The sequence below is a fragment of the Methanolapillus millepedarum genome (assembly GCF_032594115.1).
In the GTDB taxonomy this organism is placed as follows: Archaea; Halobacteriota; Methanosarcinia; order Methanosarcinales; family Methanosarcinaceae; genus Methanolapillus; species Methanolapillus millepedarum.
In genome coordinates this window covers 1,753,762-1,768,867 of sequence record NZ_CP131060.1, presented here as the reverse complement: position 1 = coordinate 1,768,867, position 15,106 = coordinate 1,753,762, and the positions used below count along the sequence as shown (strand labels likewise).

Sequence of the window (15,106 nt, the reverse complement as noted above, 5' to 3'; positions counted from 1 at the left end):
GATAGCGAGGAGATGATAAAAATATGGAGAACATGATAATGAAAAGAGAGATGGAGGAAAGCATAGAGAAAAATGCAGCGAACACTGTTTTTAACACATTTTTACTTGCAGTCGCCATCATGACGATTTACCTGTCCGTCGTCTTCATAATCTGTTATTTTGCTGCCGTTATTTTAGCGGTCGTTTTAATTACCGTCTTCGGTCCGGCTGACCCGCAATTGAGTGTAACGGTTGCCGTATTGATTTCATTTTCAATTTTGGCCGGTCTTGATATGTACCGGGCATTTAACGAAAAATGGTCACCGGCAACATTTCTAATGTCTGTCATCGTTTTTGCCGGAAAGTTATCGAAATCCATTCTCAGCGGAAATAAGACGTTTGATTATAAAATCAATCGTCCGCCCGAAATCAGAAATGCGTTCCGGAACTTGAACACAAGATTGCATTAAAAAAGCAGTCAGTAAAATGACAGATATTCAAAAACAACAAATGAAAAAAATTAAAGATGGAACAAGAAAAACAAAAAACGTTGAATAAAAACAAAAAGAGAAAAGAAAAGAGTAGAATTTACTCTTCCGCTTTTTCCTCAGCCGGCTCAAGTCCAAGGAGTTTTTCAACGGTTGCGTCGCCGAATGTGGTCAATTTCGCATTGACTTGAATTATGTCGGAGGAAACTTCGTTGCCGCGGATGAATTTTCGTCTTCTTTGACCGTTGATCTTTGGTGTAAATCCGACACCGGTCGCATCCAAAATTTTTCGTTTAGCCGGTCCCGGAAGGTCGGCACGCATCACGAAGCCGCTTTTGTCGCATCCGCCGGTGATTTTAAATTTGTAGCCGGGAAGGCCGACAAAAAGAGCGTCCATTTCGGTTCCGATTGTCTTTCCGACAATTGCTTTTTCTTTTGTTGCGTCAAAATCGATCTTGTACGATTTACCTGTTCTCGGGTCAGCAAGGACCATTTTAATTGCCATAATTATTCTCCTGAATATGAATTGAAAAATATAGATAACATAAACAGATGCGTGAGGCCGCCGCCGTTAAACTTTAATCGTTTCGTTTTTTCGAGTCGCTTTTAGTCCGTCATCGTGTAAGGCTACCATAAATCCCGTTATAGTTTATAAATCTTATTCGTGAACGACATATTTAAATGAAAATTGAAAAAAATCACCCGTGTTTTGGACGAAACATGCAAAAATGACCGCTATAACGCGCGCATCGGCGCCCGCCTAAAAAAGAAGAGGAAAAATAACAACGTTATTTTCCCCAAAACGGTTTATCTTTCCGGCGAATCGCCAAATACTTTTCAAGCGTTTCTTTTTCATCGTTGGAAAGCGTGTCAAAAATTTCAAATTCAAGAACTTTTGAATCATGCTCCGGAATGTGAACATACAAAATATCTTCTTCTTTGATTTGGCGGCCGACCGTCACACCATCAAGCGCCATCGCCACTTCCATACCGACCGTTGCTTTTGGAATTTTTTTGCCGTTATTTTCAATGCCTTTCACGGTTCCGACCACCGTTCCGTCCGGCAGCATCACGTCCGTGTTGTTTTTGACAACGCCGCCCAAAATGCGGACGCCGACCACAGCCGGTTTGCTTTGCCGAAAGACGCAGCCCGGCAAAATCTTAAATTGACCCGGCTTGATAAGGGTGTCCGCCCGAAGCTTTTCTAACTCTTCTTCCTGCGATTTTACATAATCTTTGTAATCATCCAAAATCCGGTAAATCACATCGTTGGTAAAAACACAGACATCCGGCGTCGTGTCTAAAAGTTCAAGCGCGTCCGGCGTTGTTTTGACGTTAAACGCCAAAATGACGGAGTGCATCGGGTCTCCGATCGTCGACGCTTCCATGATATCACGTTTTGAGACGTCGCCAACTTCGGCTTTTCTGATTTTGATGTCGGCCTTTCTGAATTCATGAACCATCGCTTCCAGGGAGCCGAGCGTATCGGCTTTAATCATCACGCCGTCCGAATCGGTTTGGATTTGGACGTCCGCAATTTCTTTTTTGACTTTTTCAAGAACGGATTCAATGGTTTCCGTCGTTGCCTGAATCACGGGAGATCCCGCAAGCGCTTCTTCAATTCCCGGCGCCGAAATTTTAACACCGCAAGCGGCAACGGCTTTCGGCACTTGCTTAAATTTGCTTTCGTACCGGATTTCGCTGAGTTCACGCGGTTTTAAAAGAGCCCGGATTTTGGTTTCAATCGGTTCGCCCAATCGGCCGACAACGATCGTGTCACCCTTCTTGAGCGTTCCGTCGTATAAAATCACGTCAATCGTAATTCCAAGACCCTTTTCCTCTTTAACTTCAAGAACCGTACCGACTCCGGGACCGTTGACATCATAGTGCAGCGACGATTCCAAGAAGCGCTGCGCCAGACCCAAAAGGATCATGAGAACGTCTGAAACACCTTCACCGGTGAGACCGCTGATCGGAACAACACCGAGCGTTTTTTGAAAATCCGTAATCCGGTCAAAACGGTCAGCGCTAAACCCTTGTTCATAAAGGCGACCGACAACTTCGTAGAATTTTGTCTCAAAAAGAGCCTGCGTTTCCGGCGTTTGTTTTTTATAAGTCGATAAAAACGATTCGCCTTTGTGGGATTTCCAGCCGTAAAGCTTATCGATTTTATTGGTGACGACGATAAACGGTGTTTTAAACCGCTTCAAAATGTTTAAACTTTCAATCGTCTGCGGCTTAAATCCTTCATTGATGTCGACGACCACGACCGCTAAATCCGCAAGTGACCCGCCCCGGCTGCGCAATGTCGTAAATGCGTGGTGCCCCGGCGTATCGATAAACAAAAGTCCCGGAACAATAAACTTGTCGCGCAAGCGTTTATCGCCGCACCGCTCCACAATCACATCAATCGGAACTTCGGTCGCGCCGATATGCTGCGTAATCGCGCCCGCTTCTCCCTTAACAATCGCAGTCCCTCTGATTTGGTCAAGGAGCGTCGTTTTTCCGTGATCGACGTGTCCCATCACACAAACAATCGGTGTTCTGAGATTCTTCTTCTCATTCTCGCTCATAAAAATCACCCGTCAAAATGAAAACTAATTAAAATTATAATGAAAAACAAATGAAATGATACGACATGACCACATATGAATTCCATTATAAAAATATGTTTCCTCACGGTCGAACGTATTTTTTCAAATCATTGAATTGAATAGGTTAGAATGGATTCATCGAACACTTGTTTTCAAAAAAGAGATGTAAAAGACCCAAATCAACATTTATAAATGATCGAATCATCTAAAAATTGACCATTCTCGGCGAGTATATACATTTCGGGAAGCGTTTCTCCGACACCGCCGGATTCGGGCGGAACCCATTTTTTAGAATAAAAAACAACAGGGAGATTTTCAATACCGTTTTCTTCCGCCTTTTGTTCAATAATTTGGACAATCCGTTCTAAATCTTCTGCCGTTAAGTTATCCTGTTTTTCAGAATTAACATAAATGACCATAAATCCGAAAGAAGAAACTTCTTCCCCGATAATCGGACCACCGTTTTCTCTTGAATAATGAGTCAATTCGTAACCCGTATTCACGAGGCGGGCCGAAGTCCACCAATGATATAAATCTTCACCGGTTTTGGGAGAAAGTTTCCCAAAAACCGCAAGAATATTCTTGTTTGAATGAGGACCAAATGCTTCAGGGTCATTCTTCCAGCATTGATATATTTCAACTTCTTCTTTTGTCAAATAGACATAATTGTTTTGAATATACCGATAAAAACAATTGCAATCGACATTATTGTCGGATCTTTTTTGAATAATTGAAGGAATCATCATGACACTTAAAATAACAAATACTATAAAAACAAATGAAAGCATGATCTTTGTTTTTTGATTCATTCCGATTCCTTCTATTATTGAATGCTCCGATCATTTGTTTAAGTTAATCCATGTTTTTGTCGGTTTTGGTGTTCAGTTTTTATATTTATGAATAACAGAATCATCTACAAAATGACCATCATCGGTGATGATGTAATAACCAACCAAGTTATCAAAAATATCCCTAGGTTCATATTTTTCAGAATAAAATATGATTGCTAAAGGTTCAAGACCATTTTCAATTATGGTTTTTTCAACGTGATCTGTAATTATTTTAAAATCCCTTGACGACAACTCATTGGATTTTTCAAGATCTACATATATAATTATAAATCCAAAAGAAGAGAGAGAATATCCCGTGATAGGGCCGCTATTTTGCCTTGAATATTCTTTCAATTCATTATTGAATAAATCTCCAACACTATGATAGGAAGAATTTTTCCACCACTCATATAATTCGTCGCCTGTTTTTGAATTGAAGTCTTTAGAAACGTAAAGAACATTCTCATCAATGCACTTGTTCTTGAAATCAATTGGATTTTCCTTCCATTTTTCATAAATTTTAACTTCATTCAGAGACAGAAAAACAACTTCATTGTGAATGTACCGGAATAATGCCTCATTCTTATCCGGCTGTTCTTCATGGATTATTATTGGAATATTTTTTATTCCCTCTTTTAGAGCATATTTTTCAATGATTTGTTTTATTTTTTTGAAGTCTTTTTCCATCAATTTACTTTTTTGAGATGAACTGATTGTAATATTCATATATCCGGAGGCAGTATCGCTGAAAAATGTAATGGGCCCACCATTTATATCTAAATATTCTTTGAGAAACGGATCTTCGCGAGCATTGGATGCAACTGTATGAATTTGAACACGCCATTCATAAGCTTCTTGTCTGTTTAATTCAGGAACAAAACCGGCATGATAAAGGGTGGAGTCTTCATGAATATTTTTTTCAAAAAACGAGGGATTAATTGGCGGCTCTTGATCGTAGATCTCTTGCATTTCTGTATGAGTTAAATTCAAATCATTTGGTTTTCGGATATCTTCCGTTTTATTAAGGACAAAGGGAACTATTGCAATCCCTGCAACTATTACAATTATAAAACAAAGAAAAAGAACCATTTTTGATTTTGGATTCATACAATTCCTCATTGAAATGAAAGATAAGATGAATATAAGAATATATTGGAATGAATTTAAATTCATCTATATAGCATGATTTTATAATTCAAAATTCTAAAAAACAATTTTATTTAAGTTAAATGAATTAGTGTTCATTTAAAAAATAAAAATATACAATAATTATTAGAATTATTCTAAAATTAAAAAAGCAAAGCTGATCAATCAACAATAAAAAAAGAAACGAAGCCGGAAAATCCGGCTGAATATTTAAAATTAAGTCTTTTGTGTCGGAATTATACTTGACAGAGTTAAATCACTCGTACAAGTAAGCGTCCTCAGAGCGCTTGTATTCCAAAATTTTGTCGTTTCCGAAGTGGATTTTAATTTCACGTTCGGCCGCTTCCAAAGAATCGGAGGCGTGAACAATATTTCGGCCGGTGTCCATCGCGAAATCGCCGCGAATGGTTCCGGGCGCGGCTTCGGCCGGCTTTGTGGCGCCGTTAATGGCCCGCATAATTTTAATCGAGTCCCGGCCTTCGACCACGAGGGACAAAGACGGAGCGGACGTGATAAACGACACAAGTCCCGGGAAAAACGGGCGTGCGGCGTGTTCGGCGTAGTGCTCTTTGGCTTTGGACTCTTCCATCACGGCCAACTTCATGGCGGCGATTTTCAGTCCTTTTTTCTCAATCCGGGAAATAATTTCTCCCATGAGTCCGCGGGCAACGCCATCGGGTTTAATCATGACATACGTGCGTTCCATGACAATCCCTTACTTTCTCTTTTGTTCGGCGCGTCCTTTTTCGGTCCAAATGGTTTTTCTCGGAAGACGTCCGAGGTCCAAGTTGCTTTGGCACTTGGAGGAGCATAAGTAAAACGCGGTTCCATCTTTCTTAACATAAAGACGTCCGGTTCCGAGTTCGATCATTTTTCCGCAAAAACTGCATTTTTTCTGATCCATTGCAATCACCGGTTTATCTCATCGTTAATTTCTTGGCTTCACGCGATGTTTCAATCAACATCAAAATGTCGCCGACTCTGACGGGTCCCACGCAGTTTCTCGTGATAACCCTTCCCTTGTCACGGCCTTCCAATATTTTGCATTGGATCTGCTTGGCCTCACCATGCATTCCGGTGTTTCCGATGATTTCAATCACTTCGGCCGGAAATCCGTTTGTGTTATTTTCGTCTGCCATTATTTCTCTCTCCTCAATCGGTTAAAATTAGTTTTTGAGAGCGGCAAGTTTCTGAGCGAGGTCGGATAACATCTCGGAAGCTTTTCCGGCATCTGCGACGGCAACAGCCGCACAGCCGACGGAAAGGCCGCAAGCGGCTCCGAGCTCCTTTTGCTCATTAATAAAAATATATGCAGCGCCCTTTTCTTCACAGAGAGGACCCAAGTGGGCAATGATTTCAGCCGGTTCCACGTTTTTCGCGATGACGACGAGTTTGGCGGTGCCGCGCTCAATTGTCTTTGTGGCTTCGTTGGTTCCTTTCTTAATCTTTCCACTGTCTCTTGCGGTTTCAACAACATCAAGAGCGATCTTTTGAAGTTCTTCGGGGGCGTCGAATGTAGCGAATTTTGCCATATAAATCAATCTCCTTCAAGTTTGGCCGGCACGGATTTAATCGGCGCGTCAAACCTTCATTATTCATAGTTGTTTTATGACTCGCTTGAAAAATATCGGAATCAGTTTTTGAATTAATGAATCGGTTAATTTAAAAAATGATTAAAGGTCAAGTCTGAGCTTAAAACAGACCATAGAGGCAAATATAGGTTATAAACCTTTTTATGCGTTTTTTGATGACGATTACCGTTTGGTTCATTTCGTTTTTGTAAAAACCGGCGGATTGGGATAACGCGCGTAAGCGGCCGGCGATGAAAAACCGACAACATTCATTTTGTTCTCATTTTATTTTTGTTATCTTAATGGCTAATATTTATTATTCAAAAAAATAGCCTTTTATTCTTTGTTGCTGTTTAGAAAAACTTAATTTGATTTGCAAATCCGATAAAAAGCAAATCAATCTCTTTGAAAACAAGTTTATTTGACTAAAATATTTAATATTTTAAATTTTTATTAATATTTTTCGATATATATTAGTAATTCATAAAATTGAGGGAAATACACGATGAAAAAAATAAATACTTTTTTTGTATTGCTTCTGCTACTGTTTTCTATGATTCCAATGACAGGACTTTCTGTTGCGGCCGGCGATAGTGAATGGAACGGTTATACACTCATCGCAAAAACAACAAGTAACGACAGCGTTGCAAGCCCGAATTATAAGTTTGAAAATGTTCCGGCCGGAAAATATTTAATCGTTGCACGATCGGTGATGGGATCGACCGAATATGTACAAGCCGCTGAAATAACAATCACTGATAATGCAACAGCTTCTGATATTCATGTTTTAAAACTCGCCGACAACCCCGGTCTTCAACCTTATTTTGATATTTACACCAACACCAAAGATTTATCTCCTGCCGGAGGCGGGTCTTTAGCGGTGACAGGTGCGATATTTCGATCAGATTCGATTCGAAAAGATGCGACCGTTCTTTTACTTAAAGAACCACCAATTATTGACATCAGCAATTACCGCTTGATTTCAGTCACCGAAAGTACAGAGACCAATCCGGGACCAAACTTCGAATTTAAGAATGTTCCGGACGGAAAATATGCGATTGTTTCTTACTGGCTGATGGGAAGTACGCCTTACGTCCAAATGACCGAAGTAACGGTCTCTTCATCAAGCGTCACCACAGAGGACATTATCATTAAAAAAGCGGCCGACAACGGATTAATGCCGGTTTGCGACATTTATACCGCCGCCAAAGACCAAACGCCGGCAGAAGGCGGTTTATACAAAATAAATGGTACAATTAAAACATCGCCGACGGCAAACCCCCGAAAAGAAGCAAAAATGCTTTTGCTTCAAGGGCCCGTTGTGACTGATGTTTCCGAAAAAACAGAAGACACAACCTCAAAAATAAACGTCACCGTGTTTGGCGACGAATCCGTGACCATTTCATATACCGATAAAAATGGACCGGCGACGTCGACAAAAACTCCGGATTCAAAAACAAATGGAGTCTACACATTTGCAATCGACAAAACCAATCTTCCATACGGACGAACGGACGTGACAGTCACCGCCAAAAGCGGCAACTACATTTCAACCAAAAAAGTCTCCGTTGTGAACCCGGACCCGGCGCTCACGGACGTTCCGCGAAAAGTCGTTATCATCAGCGGTTATGAAACGCACAATAAAATCATTCAGGAATTAGCGGCCGATTACGCCGGTAAAAATGTCACATTAATGTCGATTGAAACCAAAAAAGTTCCAAGCATGACTCAATCGGAAATTGATTCGATACTAAACGGCGCCGATGTGATCACGATTCACATGGTTTCGACAACACCGACTTGGAATCAATTGGAATCCGCCATCAAAAACCAAACAAATAAAGGCGCGGTCATCACCCTTTTTGATGACAACGCCACACGTTTTGGAGCCTCATACGGGACGTATCAACGAAAAAGCATTTCCGGAATTTCAGACACAACCGACAACGCCAATAAGTATCAAGCCAAAATTTCGGATTATTGGTCAAACACACCCTACGACCATTCCAACTTGGAACAAATGGTCAACATGATTTTGATTGACTTTTACGGGCGGTACGATTTACCGCTTCCGAAAGAACCGGTGACTCTGCCAATCAAAGCCATTTACCACCCGAATATGGAATTGCAGATGGGATCCGTTTTTGAATCCAACTACACAGCCTACATCAATTGGTACAAAACAAATACAGTTGCATGGGACGGTGCGGACAATCCGGTTACTTACGACCCGGCAAAACCGACCGTCGGCATTACTTTTTACAAATCGTATTTCCCGGACAAAATGGAACCGATCGCCAAGTTGATCGAAGAACTTGAAAAATCCGGCGTCAATGTCATCGCCACCTACTGCGAAGCACCGACTTATTTCGATACGGCCGACGGCGGAGGCGCTTACTTTATTCCGGGGGAAATTGACATCATTTTGAACTACCGTTACATTGGCGAACACCGCTTTAACCAAACCGTCTTGGATGTTCCGGTCTTCAACATTTTGATTGTGGACACGGCGGCGGCTTGGGAAGAGTCGACGCACCCGCTCGGGAACAGCACCACAAAGCTGATCAACCAGGAACTTCAAGGATTTATTGATCCGATCGCGGTTGTTTCCACAGAAGTTATCGACGGTGCCACCGTCACGAAACCAATGGTGGAACAAATCGACTGGTTTGTCAGCCGCATCAATGCGCAAATCAATCTTCAACAAACAAGTAACGCCGACAAAAACATCGCGGTCGTTTACTACAACCACGGCGGCGGCAAAGGAAATATCGGCGCTTCTTATTTGAATGTCCCGAACAGTACCATCGAATTGTTAAAAGGAATGGAAGCGGGCGGCTATAACATCGACCTGTCCAAAACACCTGACGCTGACGCGTTAATCGAGTCCATGACCACTCAAGGAATTAACGTTGGCGGATGGGCGCCCGGCGAACTCAAAAAGTTAGTCGGCGACGTCAACATTCCGGAAAATGCCGAAATTTACGACAACGGAAAAGCCGTTTTTATTTCCAAGGATCTTTATTTGGAATGGTTCCGCGATGTTTATTTAGGCGACTGGTTTGAAGCGACGATTGCTGATTTAGACTCGGCGGATCAAGATGCAAAACGAGCAGATCAGGAACAATTGTACCAAAAGAAGCTCAAAGAAGTCGAAGACCTTTGGGGAACGGCGCCCGGAAACATCATGGTATACCAAAACAAATACATCATCATTCCCTACATTGATGTGACCGACGATTCCGGTACCGATGCCGGACGTATTATTTTAACACCGCAGCCGTCGCGCGGAAACGCCGAAAGCATCGAAGCGATGTATCATGACACCAACATCCCGCCGACTCACCAATACATTGCTTTTTACCTCTGGCTTCAACATAAAAATGACCCGCAAGCAAGTCCGGCGGAACTCGGATTTGACGCGGACGCCATTATTCACTTGGGACGGCACGGTACCCAAGAATGGCTTCCCGGAAAAGAATCCGCGCTTTCCCGATACGACTGGCCGGCCGTGATGGCAGGACATGTTCCCATTATTTACCCGTACATTGTTGACGGCGTCGGAGAGGGAATGGTCGCCAAACGGCGCGGAAATGCCGTCATCGTCGACCACATGACGCCGCCGATTGTCTACGCCGAACTTTACGGAGACTATTCAACGCTGAACAGTAAAATTCTGTCATATCAAACGCTCTCCGACGGGGATACCAAGAACGAAACAAAAAGGACAATTATCGGTCTTTTGAACACCACCGGTTTTGATGTCCGCCTGAACGTGACAACGACGCAGCTGAATACAATGAATGACGGCGATTTCGACAAAATCCTGGAAAAAACAGACGACATCTTAGAAGATTTAAAATCAAGCTATATGCCATACGGCCTTCACGTTCTTGGAAAGCCGATGGAAGGCGAAATATTATTGGAAATGGTTGAAGCGATGATGGGCGCCTCCTATCTGACCGACGCTTCTGCTGCCGGGTTATCGGAAAAGCAAGCCTATGACTTGCTGGAAGAAGCCGTTTTAGATGGCGGTTCCCCGAAAAGCTTGGTCAGCAGTATATCCGCAACAAGCGACAAAAAGTTGGTTTTGATTAAAGATTTAAATCGCGGAAAAGAATACGCGAATTATCTGGGAAAGCCATTGTCCGATTCCGAATCTGTGGAAGTTATTTTTTATAAATTAGATGTATCAGATACGGAATCATATATTAAAAACGCAACAACTGCCGGCTTGACGGAAAGTAACGCTTACAGTGCGTTGGAAGAGGTCATTTCAAACGGGAAAACGCCGGAGGAAGCCCTTTCCGTTTTTACGCTCACAGCGGCTCAAAAAACGGATTTGGCATCTTACTTAAAGACCGGAATCAAATACAAAAATGATTTTGAAAAGCATGACCGAGAAATTGATCAAATCTTGAAAGCTCTTTCCGGCAGATTTATCGAACCCAAAGTCGGCGGCGACCCGGTTTCCCGCCCGCACGTGATGCCGACCGGCGGAAATTTCCAAACCATTGATCAGCGGCTTGTGCCGTCCAAGGAAGCGTGGGACGTTGCCGTCAGGTTAACCGACGAACTCCTGGCGAAATACTATAACGAACACGGAGAGTGGCCGAAATCGATGGCATTCGTTCTTTGGGCCGGCGAAACCACACGTCACGAAGGCGTGATGGAAGCTCAAATCATGTACCTCTTGGGGATTTCGCCATCATGGGACGCCAACGGAGTTGTCAGCCCGACGAAGTTTAATGTGATTCCGGCATCGGATCTGAAAGTCGATTTGAACGGCGACGGTACCAAAGAAACGGTTCGCCCGCGCATTGATGTTGTTGTTGAGATTTCCGGCCTTTACCGCGATACGTTTCCGGACAAAGTGTTGATGCTTGACCGGGCGGTCCGGCTGGCTTACGACCAAGACGGGGTCAATTACATCAAAGAAAACGCGGATAATTTGATCAGCAAAGGTTATTCCAAAGACCAGGCGCTTTCCAGAATTTTCGGACCGGCGGCGGACACCTACGGCGTCGGCATGGAAACGGCGGTCGGTTCGACCGAATCGTGGTCCGACAACAACAAATTGGCGGAATTTTTCATTTCCCGGATGGGATATGTTTATAACAGCATCGGCGGCTGGGGAACGCAAAACAATGAACAGTTATTCCGAGACAACCTGGCAAATGTGGACGTGACCGTTCACAGCCGCTCGTCATCGCTTTACGGTGTTTTGGACAATGACGACGTCTACCAATTTTTGGGCGGACTGAACTTGGCGGTTGAAAAATCAAGACCGGACGGGAAAAAACCGGACTCTTACATCACCAACCTCCAAAAAGCCGGCGGCGCTGAAATGACCTCTTTGGACAACTATCTGGCCAATGAGTTAACGGCACGGACGCTCAATCCGAAATGGCAAAAAGGAATGCAAGACGCCGGCTACTCCGGCGCCCACGAAATCGCCAAGATGATTGAAAATTTGTGGGGTTGGGCGGCCATGGATCCGGATTTGGTGACGGATAAAATGTGGAACGATATCTATAACTCCCTCTTAACCGGAGAGAATGAGGAATGGTTTAAAGATCCGAACAACGCTTACAGCTATCAATCTATTGTCGCGCGCATGATCCAAACCGCTGCGAAAGAAGATGGTAAATATTGGAACGCGGACAAAGACGTCATGAACGACCTGGTCAACCAATATATTGATTCCGTGATTGAAAGCGGCGTCGCCTGCTGCCATCACACCTGCGGAAATCCGTTCTTTGACAGTTTTGTCGCAGGACAGATGTCGGTCGCCGGCGTCAGCGAAGAAAAACAAAAGCAATTCTTGGACATTTTACAAACCGCAACCGAGCGTCCGGTCGAACCGGCAAGCGACGGCGTGAAAAATTCCGGCGGAAGCGGCGGCGGATATGGAACCGTCTCTGTTGTCAGTGGCGACAGCGGCGAACCCAACCCGTCAGAAGCCGGGGATGCCGGAGCCGGTTACGGAACGGACCTCGGGCAAAAAGCCGGAAATGTCGAAGGATACCAAATGGTTGAAAAAATTTCAAACGGACCGGCGTCAGCCATTCGGGATTTCATGGAAAATCCGACGTTTTCGACATCCAGCTTTGTTGCCATCGCTCTTGTGGTGATCATCATCGGCGCGATGTTTTACGGCTACCGGAAGAAAAACATTTAATGCCCATGAAATCAAAATGAAAGGAAAAAATCAGTCCCGACTGATGAAATCCTTTCATATTTATTTTTTGCGCTGACAGCCCGGTGCGCGCGTTACAGCGACACGTTTTCATTCGCGTTTTAAAAAACCGGAAACTTTTTTTATTTCCTTTTCACTCGGATTTATTTTATACTATTTTGTCAATTTTACTTGATTTCCAATTTTTATTTTCGAATTATTTGAATAATCCGGTATGACTTGTTTTGAAAAAACAAACAGCACAATGGTATCTAAAATGGTAACATATGTATTCCATTTGGATAGATATATATACTTTTGACAGTATTAGTTGATTACAAGTTGTGTTGATTATTACTCTAATGGCCGACACAATTCATTTTTGAACCTAAAAACAGTTTGTTGAGTTTTCTTTTTTCTCAACTCTTTTTGTTGGCATGCGATCGTTCGTTCACCATATCATCACCGTGCCGCTTTTTGTTTTTCAAAAAGCATAAACGGCGGTTCAACCCCGCCGAGCGGCAGATCTGGCACCCATTTCAGAAAAAAAACGAACCACAGCAAAAAAACGACAACAACCAGTACCTCAATCAAAACAGATTCGGGAATCCCGGCCGCGCGGCAACGCAGCCGAGACATGACCCCAAATGCGCTTGAGAAAAGAATGCTCCGAAGCGTAAAGAGGCAAGTTCAATTATCGGTCGGTTCGGATATAACCTTTCCGCCATTCTCCTCTTTTGCTTTTTCATCTTTTGCGCACCTTTGGGTCACCCATTCCACCACGAGAATATTCCCGAATCTGTTGCCAAATTTCGCCGGTGTTTGACTCCAAGATTCGTTCACAAAACCTTTCAAAACCTGAAATATCTCAAAACAGACCTCAAACATCGTTTAAAACCGACAACAGACCCTAAAACAATCCGGTCAAACCCTATCCTTTTTCAAAAACCGGCGAAATTTGTGTTCAAGCAAAAACGCAGAGCGAAAGCAATCAAAAAATTCGATGTCGAAAATCAACCGTCAATAATCAACAAAATCGTGTGCCGCTTCATGAAACCGCTTTTCGGCGGAAAACGGATCAAAACCGTTTGGCGGCAAAAATGAAATCACTTGAAAAATTAAAAAATCGGATTCCGGTCATGTTCCCGCATGACCGAAACAAAATCTCAAGATTTGAGATTGAGAAATGCATTGTCGAATAAAAATGAATTCCTTTTCAGGAACGTAATCCATTGAATGATTTATTGGTTAATAAATCTATCTTTGAGTTGTAAATTTTTATTTGATTAATATAATTCATCAACTAAGAATCTTTTGATTTTGTTTTATACCGTCGCATGGCGGAATTTGGATTTTCGGTTTTTGGTCCGTTCGGCCGAAAGGTCGGAGGGGGGTTTTGAAAAGGGATTTCAAGAATCGATACGTGAAAACGTGAACAGATAAGAAAATTAAAAATCAAAAGGTGATTTTAAAATGTTAAATAAAAAAGTATTAATGGTCGCCGTTGTAGTCATGATGGTCCTTGCGATGGTCCCGATGGCAGCAGCAGCCGATAATTATAAAGGTTCGGGCTTTACAACCGTACCGATTGTAAACAGCGGAAACGGAACACAAGCAAATCCCTACACCGTGTTGTACGTCGGTTGGAGTTGGTCGTACCCCGGATGGGGCAGCGGCACCGCCATGGGTAATGGTTCCGGCCACACATCCCCGTGGACCAGCGTGACATCATACACCAACGCAACCGGCTACACATACACCAACATTACCGACATCCACACGTCCGGTAAAATCAATGTCACAAACGGAACCGGTCAAGATGTTTGGTACATTTACATGTACATCGACCTGGACACAATGAACTATACCAACACAACCGGAGTTCCGGCTTATGTGACAGACATTGTGAAAGAAAAGGGCAGCAACTTTGACTACATCATCGTGGACATGTTCTTTTCACCGATTATGAATACGCAAAACCAGGCAAATGCCAACTTTGTTTCTGCATTCAGTTCCGTGAACGCAACTCATACGAAAATGGCTTCCATCTTTTCTGAGAACTACACGACCGGTGTGTCTTCCGCTCCGTCAAACTTTGGATATCGAGACACATTGAGCCAATCCTCACCATCGACGTTCGCAAGAACATTTAACAAGGCGTTGGCAGACTCCGGTGCGACCGTGAGCGCAGCTGAGTTCAAGGATTACTTGGAACTTTTGAGCGGGTTGAACTAAATTTTTAAAAATTGACGATGAGCTCAAACTCATCGTTTTTTATTTTTTAAATGTTATTTCGGATTTTTCTAAATTAAATTATTGA

The 15,106-nt window shown here is 43.0% G+C and carries 12 protein-coding genes; 3 read left to right on the top strand and 9 right to left on the bottom strand.

Going from position 1 to position 15,106, the window contains the following annotated elements; translation table 11 throughout:
- Positions 1-23 precede the first annotated feature (23 nt).
- Positions 24-449, top strand: coding sequence for a hypothetical protein (locus MsAc7_RS08000; protein WP_338102389.1), 426 nt, complete (start codon positions 24-26; stop codon positions 447-449).
- A 118-nt stretch (positions 450-567) separates the two neighbouring features.
- On the opposite strand, the gene MsAc7_RS07995 is transcribed toward MsAc7_RS08000, so the two are convergent.
- The 8 genes from MsAc7_RS07995 to rpl7ae form a co-directional block, all read right to left on the bottom strand.
- Positions 568-975: a 30S ribosomal protein S6e gene (locus MsAc7_RS07995; protein WP_338103484.1), complete on the bottom strand. Its 408-nt coding sequence runs from the start codon at positions 973-975 to the stop codon at positions 568-570.
- Between the two features lie 280 nt (positions 976-1,255).
- Positions 1,256-3,040 (bottom strand): translation initiation factor IF-2, encoded by a 1,785-nt coding sequence (gene infB / locus MsAc7_RS07990; protein ID WP_338102388.1) that lies wholly within the window; start codon positions 3,038-3,040, stop codon positions 1,256-1,258.
- A 200-nt stretch (positions 3,041-3,240) separates the two neighbouring features.
- Positions 3,241-3,870, bottom strand: coding sequence for a hypothetical protein (locus MsAc7_RS07985; RefSeq protein ID WP_338102387.1), 630 nt, complete (start codon positions 3,868-3,870; stop codon positions 3,241-3,243).
- Positions 3,871-3,942: 72 nt separating this feature from the next.
- The gene (locus MsAc7_RS07980; RefSeq protein WP_338102386.1) at positions 3,943-4,998 is read right to left on the bottom strand and encodes a hypothetical protein; all 1,056 of its coding nucleotides are present in this window, start codon (positions 4,996-4,998) and stop codon (positions 3,943-3,945) included.
- A 295-nt stretch (positions 4,999-5,293) separates the two neighbouring features.
- Positions 5,294-5,743 carry a nucleoside-diphosphate kinase gene (gene ndk / locus MsAc7_RS07975; protein WP_338102385.1) on the bottom strand — a complete coding sequence of 150 codons (450 nt, stop codon included), beginning with the start codon at positions 5,741-5,743 and terminating at the stop codon, positions 5,294-5,296.
- A 9-nt stretch (positions 5,744-5,752) separates the two neighbouring features.
- Positions 5,753-5,941 carry a 50S ribosomal protein L24e gene (locus tag MsAc7_RS07970; RefSeq protein WP_338102384.1) on the bottom strand — a complete coding sequence of 63 codons (189 nt, stop codon included), beginning with the start codon at positions 5,939-5,941 and terminating at the stop codon, positions 5,753-5,755.
- A gap of 13 nt (positions 5,942-5,954) precedes the next feature.
- On the bottom strand, positions 5,955-6,176 hold the full coding sequence (locus MsAc7_RS07965) for a 30S ribosomal protein S28e (protein WP_338102383.1): 222 nt from the start codon (positions 6,174-6,176) through the stop codon (positions 5,955-5,957).
- Positions 6,177-6,203: 27 nt separating this feature from the next.
- The gene (gene rpl7ae, locus MsAc7_RS07960) at positions 6,204-6,569 is read right to left on the bottom strand and encodes a 50S ribosomal protein L7Ae (protein WP_338102382.1); all 366 of its coding nucleotides are present in this window, start codon (positions 6,567-6,569) and stop codon (positions 6,204-6,206) included.
- 601 nt (positions 6,570-7,170) lie between these two features.
- Here rpl7ae and MsAc7_RS07955 point away from each other — a divergent pair.
- Positions 7,171-12,789 (top strand): cobaltochelatase subunit CobN, encoded by a 5,619-nt coding sequence (locus tag MsAc7_RS07955; protein WP_338102381.1) that lies wholly within the window; start codon positions 7,171-7,173, stop codon positions 12,787-12,789.
- A gap of 459 nt (positions 12,790-13,248) precedes the next feature.
- Here the strand turns inward: MsAc7_RS07955 and MsAc7_RS07950 are convergent, their stop codons facing one another.
- Positions 13,249-13,425 carry a hypothetical protein gene (locus MsAc7_RS07950; protein WP_338102378.1) on the bottom strand — a complete coding sequence of 59 codons (177 nt, stop codon included), beginning with the start codon at positions 13,423-13,425 and terminating at the stop codon, positions 13,249-13,251.
- An 834-nt stretch (positions 13,426-14,259) separates the two neighbouring features.
- On the opposite strand from MsAc7_RS07950, the gene MsAc7_RS07945 reads away from it, so the two are divergent.
- Entirely contained in the window at positions 14,260-15,021 is a 762-nt protein-coding gene (locus MsAc7_RS07945) for a hypothetical protein (protein WP_338102380.1), read from the top strand.
- Positions 15,022-15,106 lie beyond the last annotated feature (85 nt).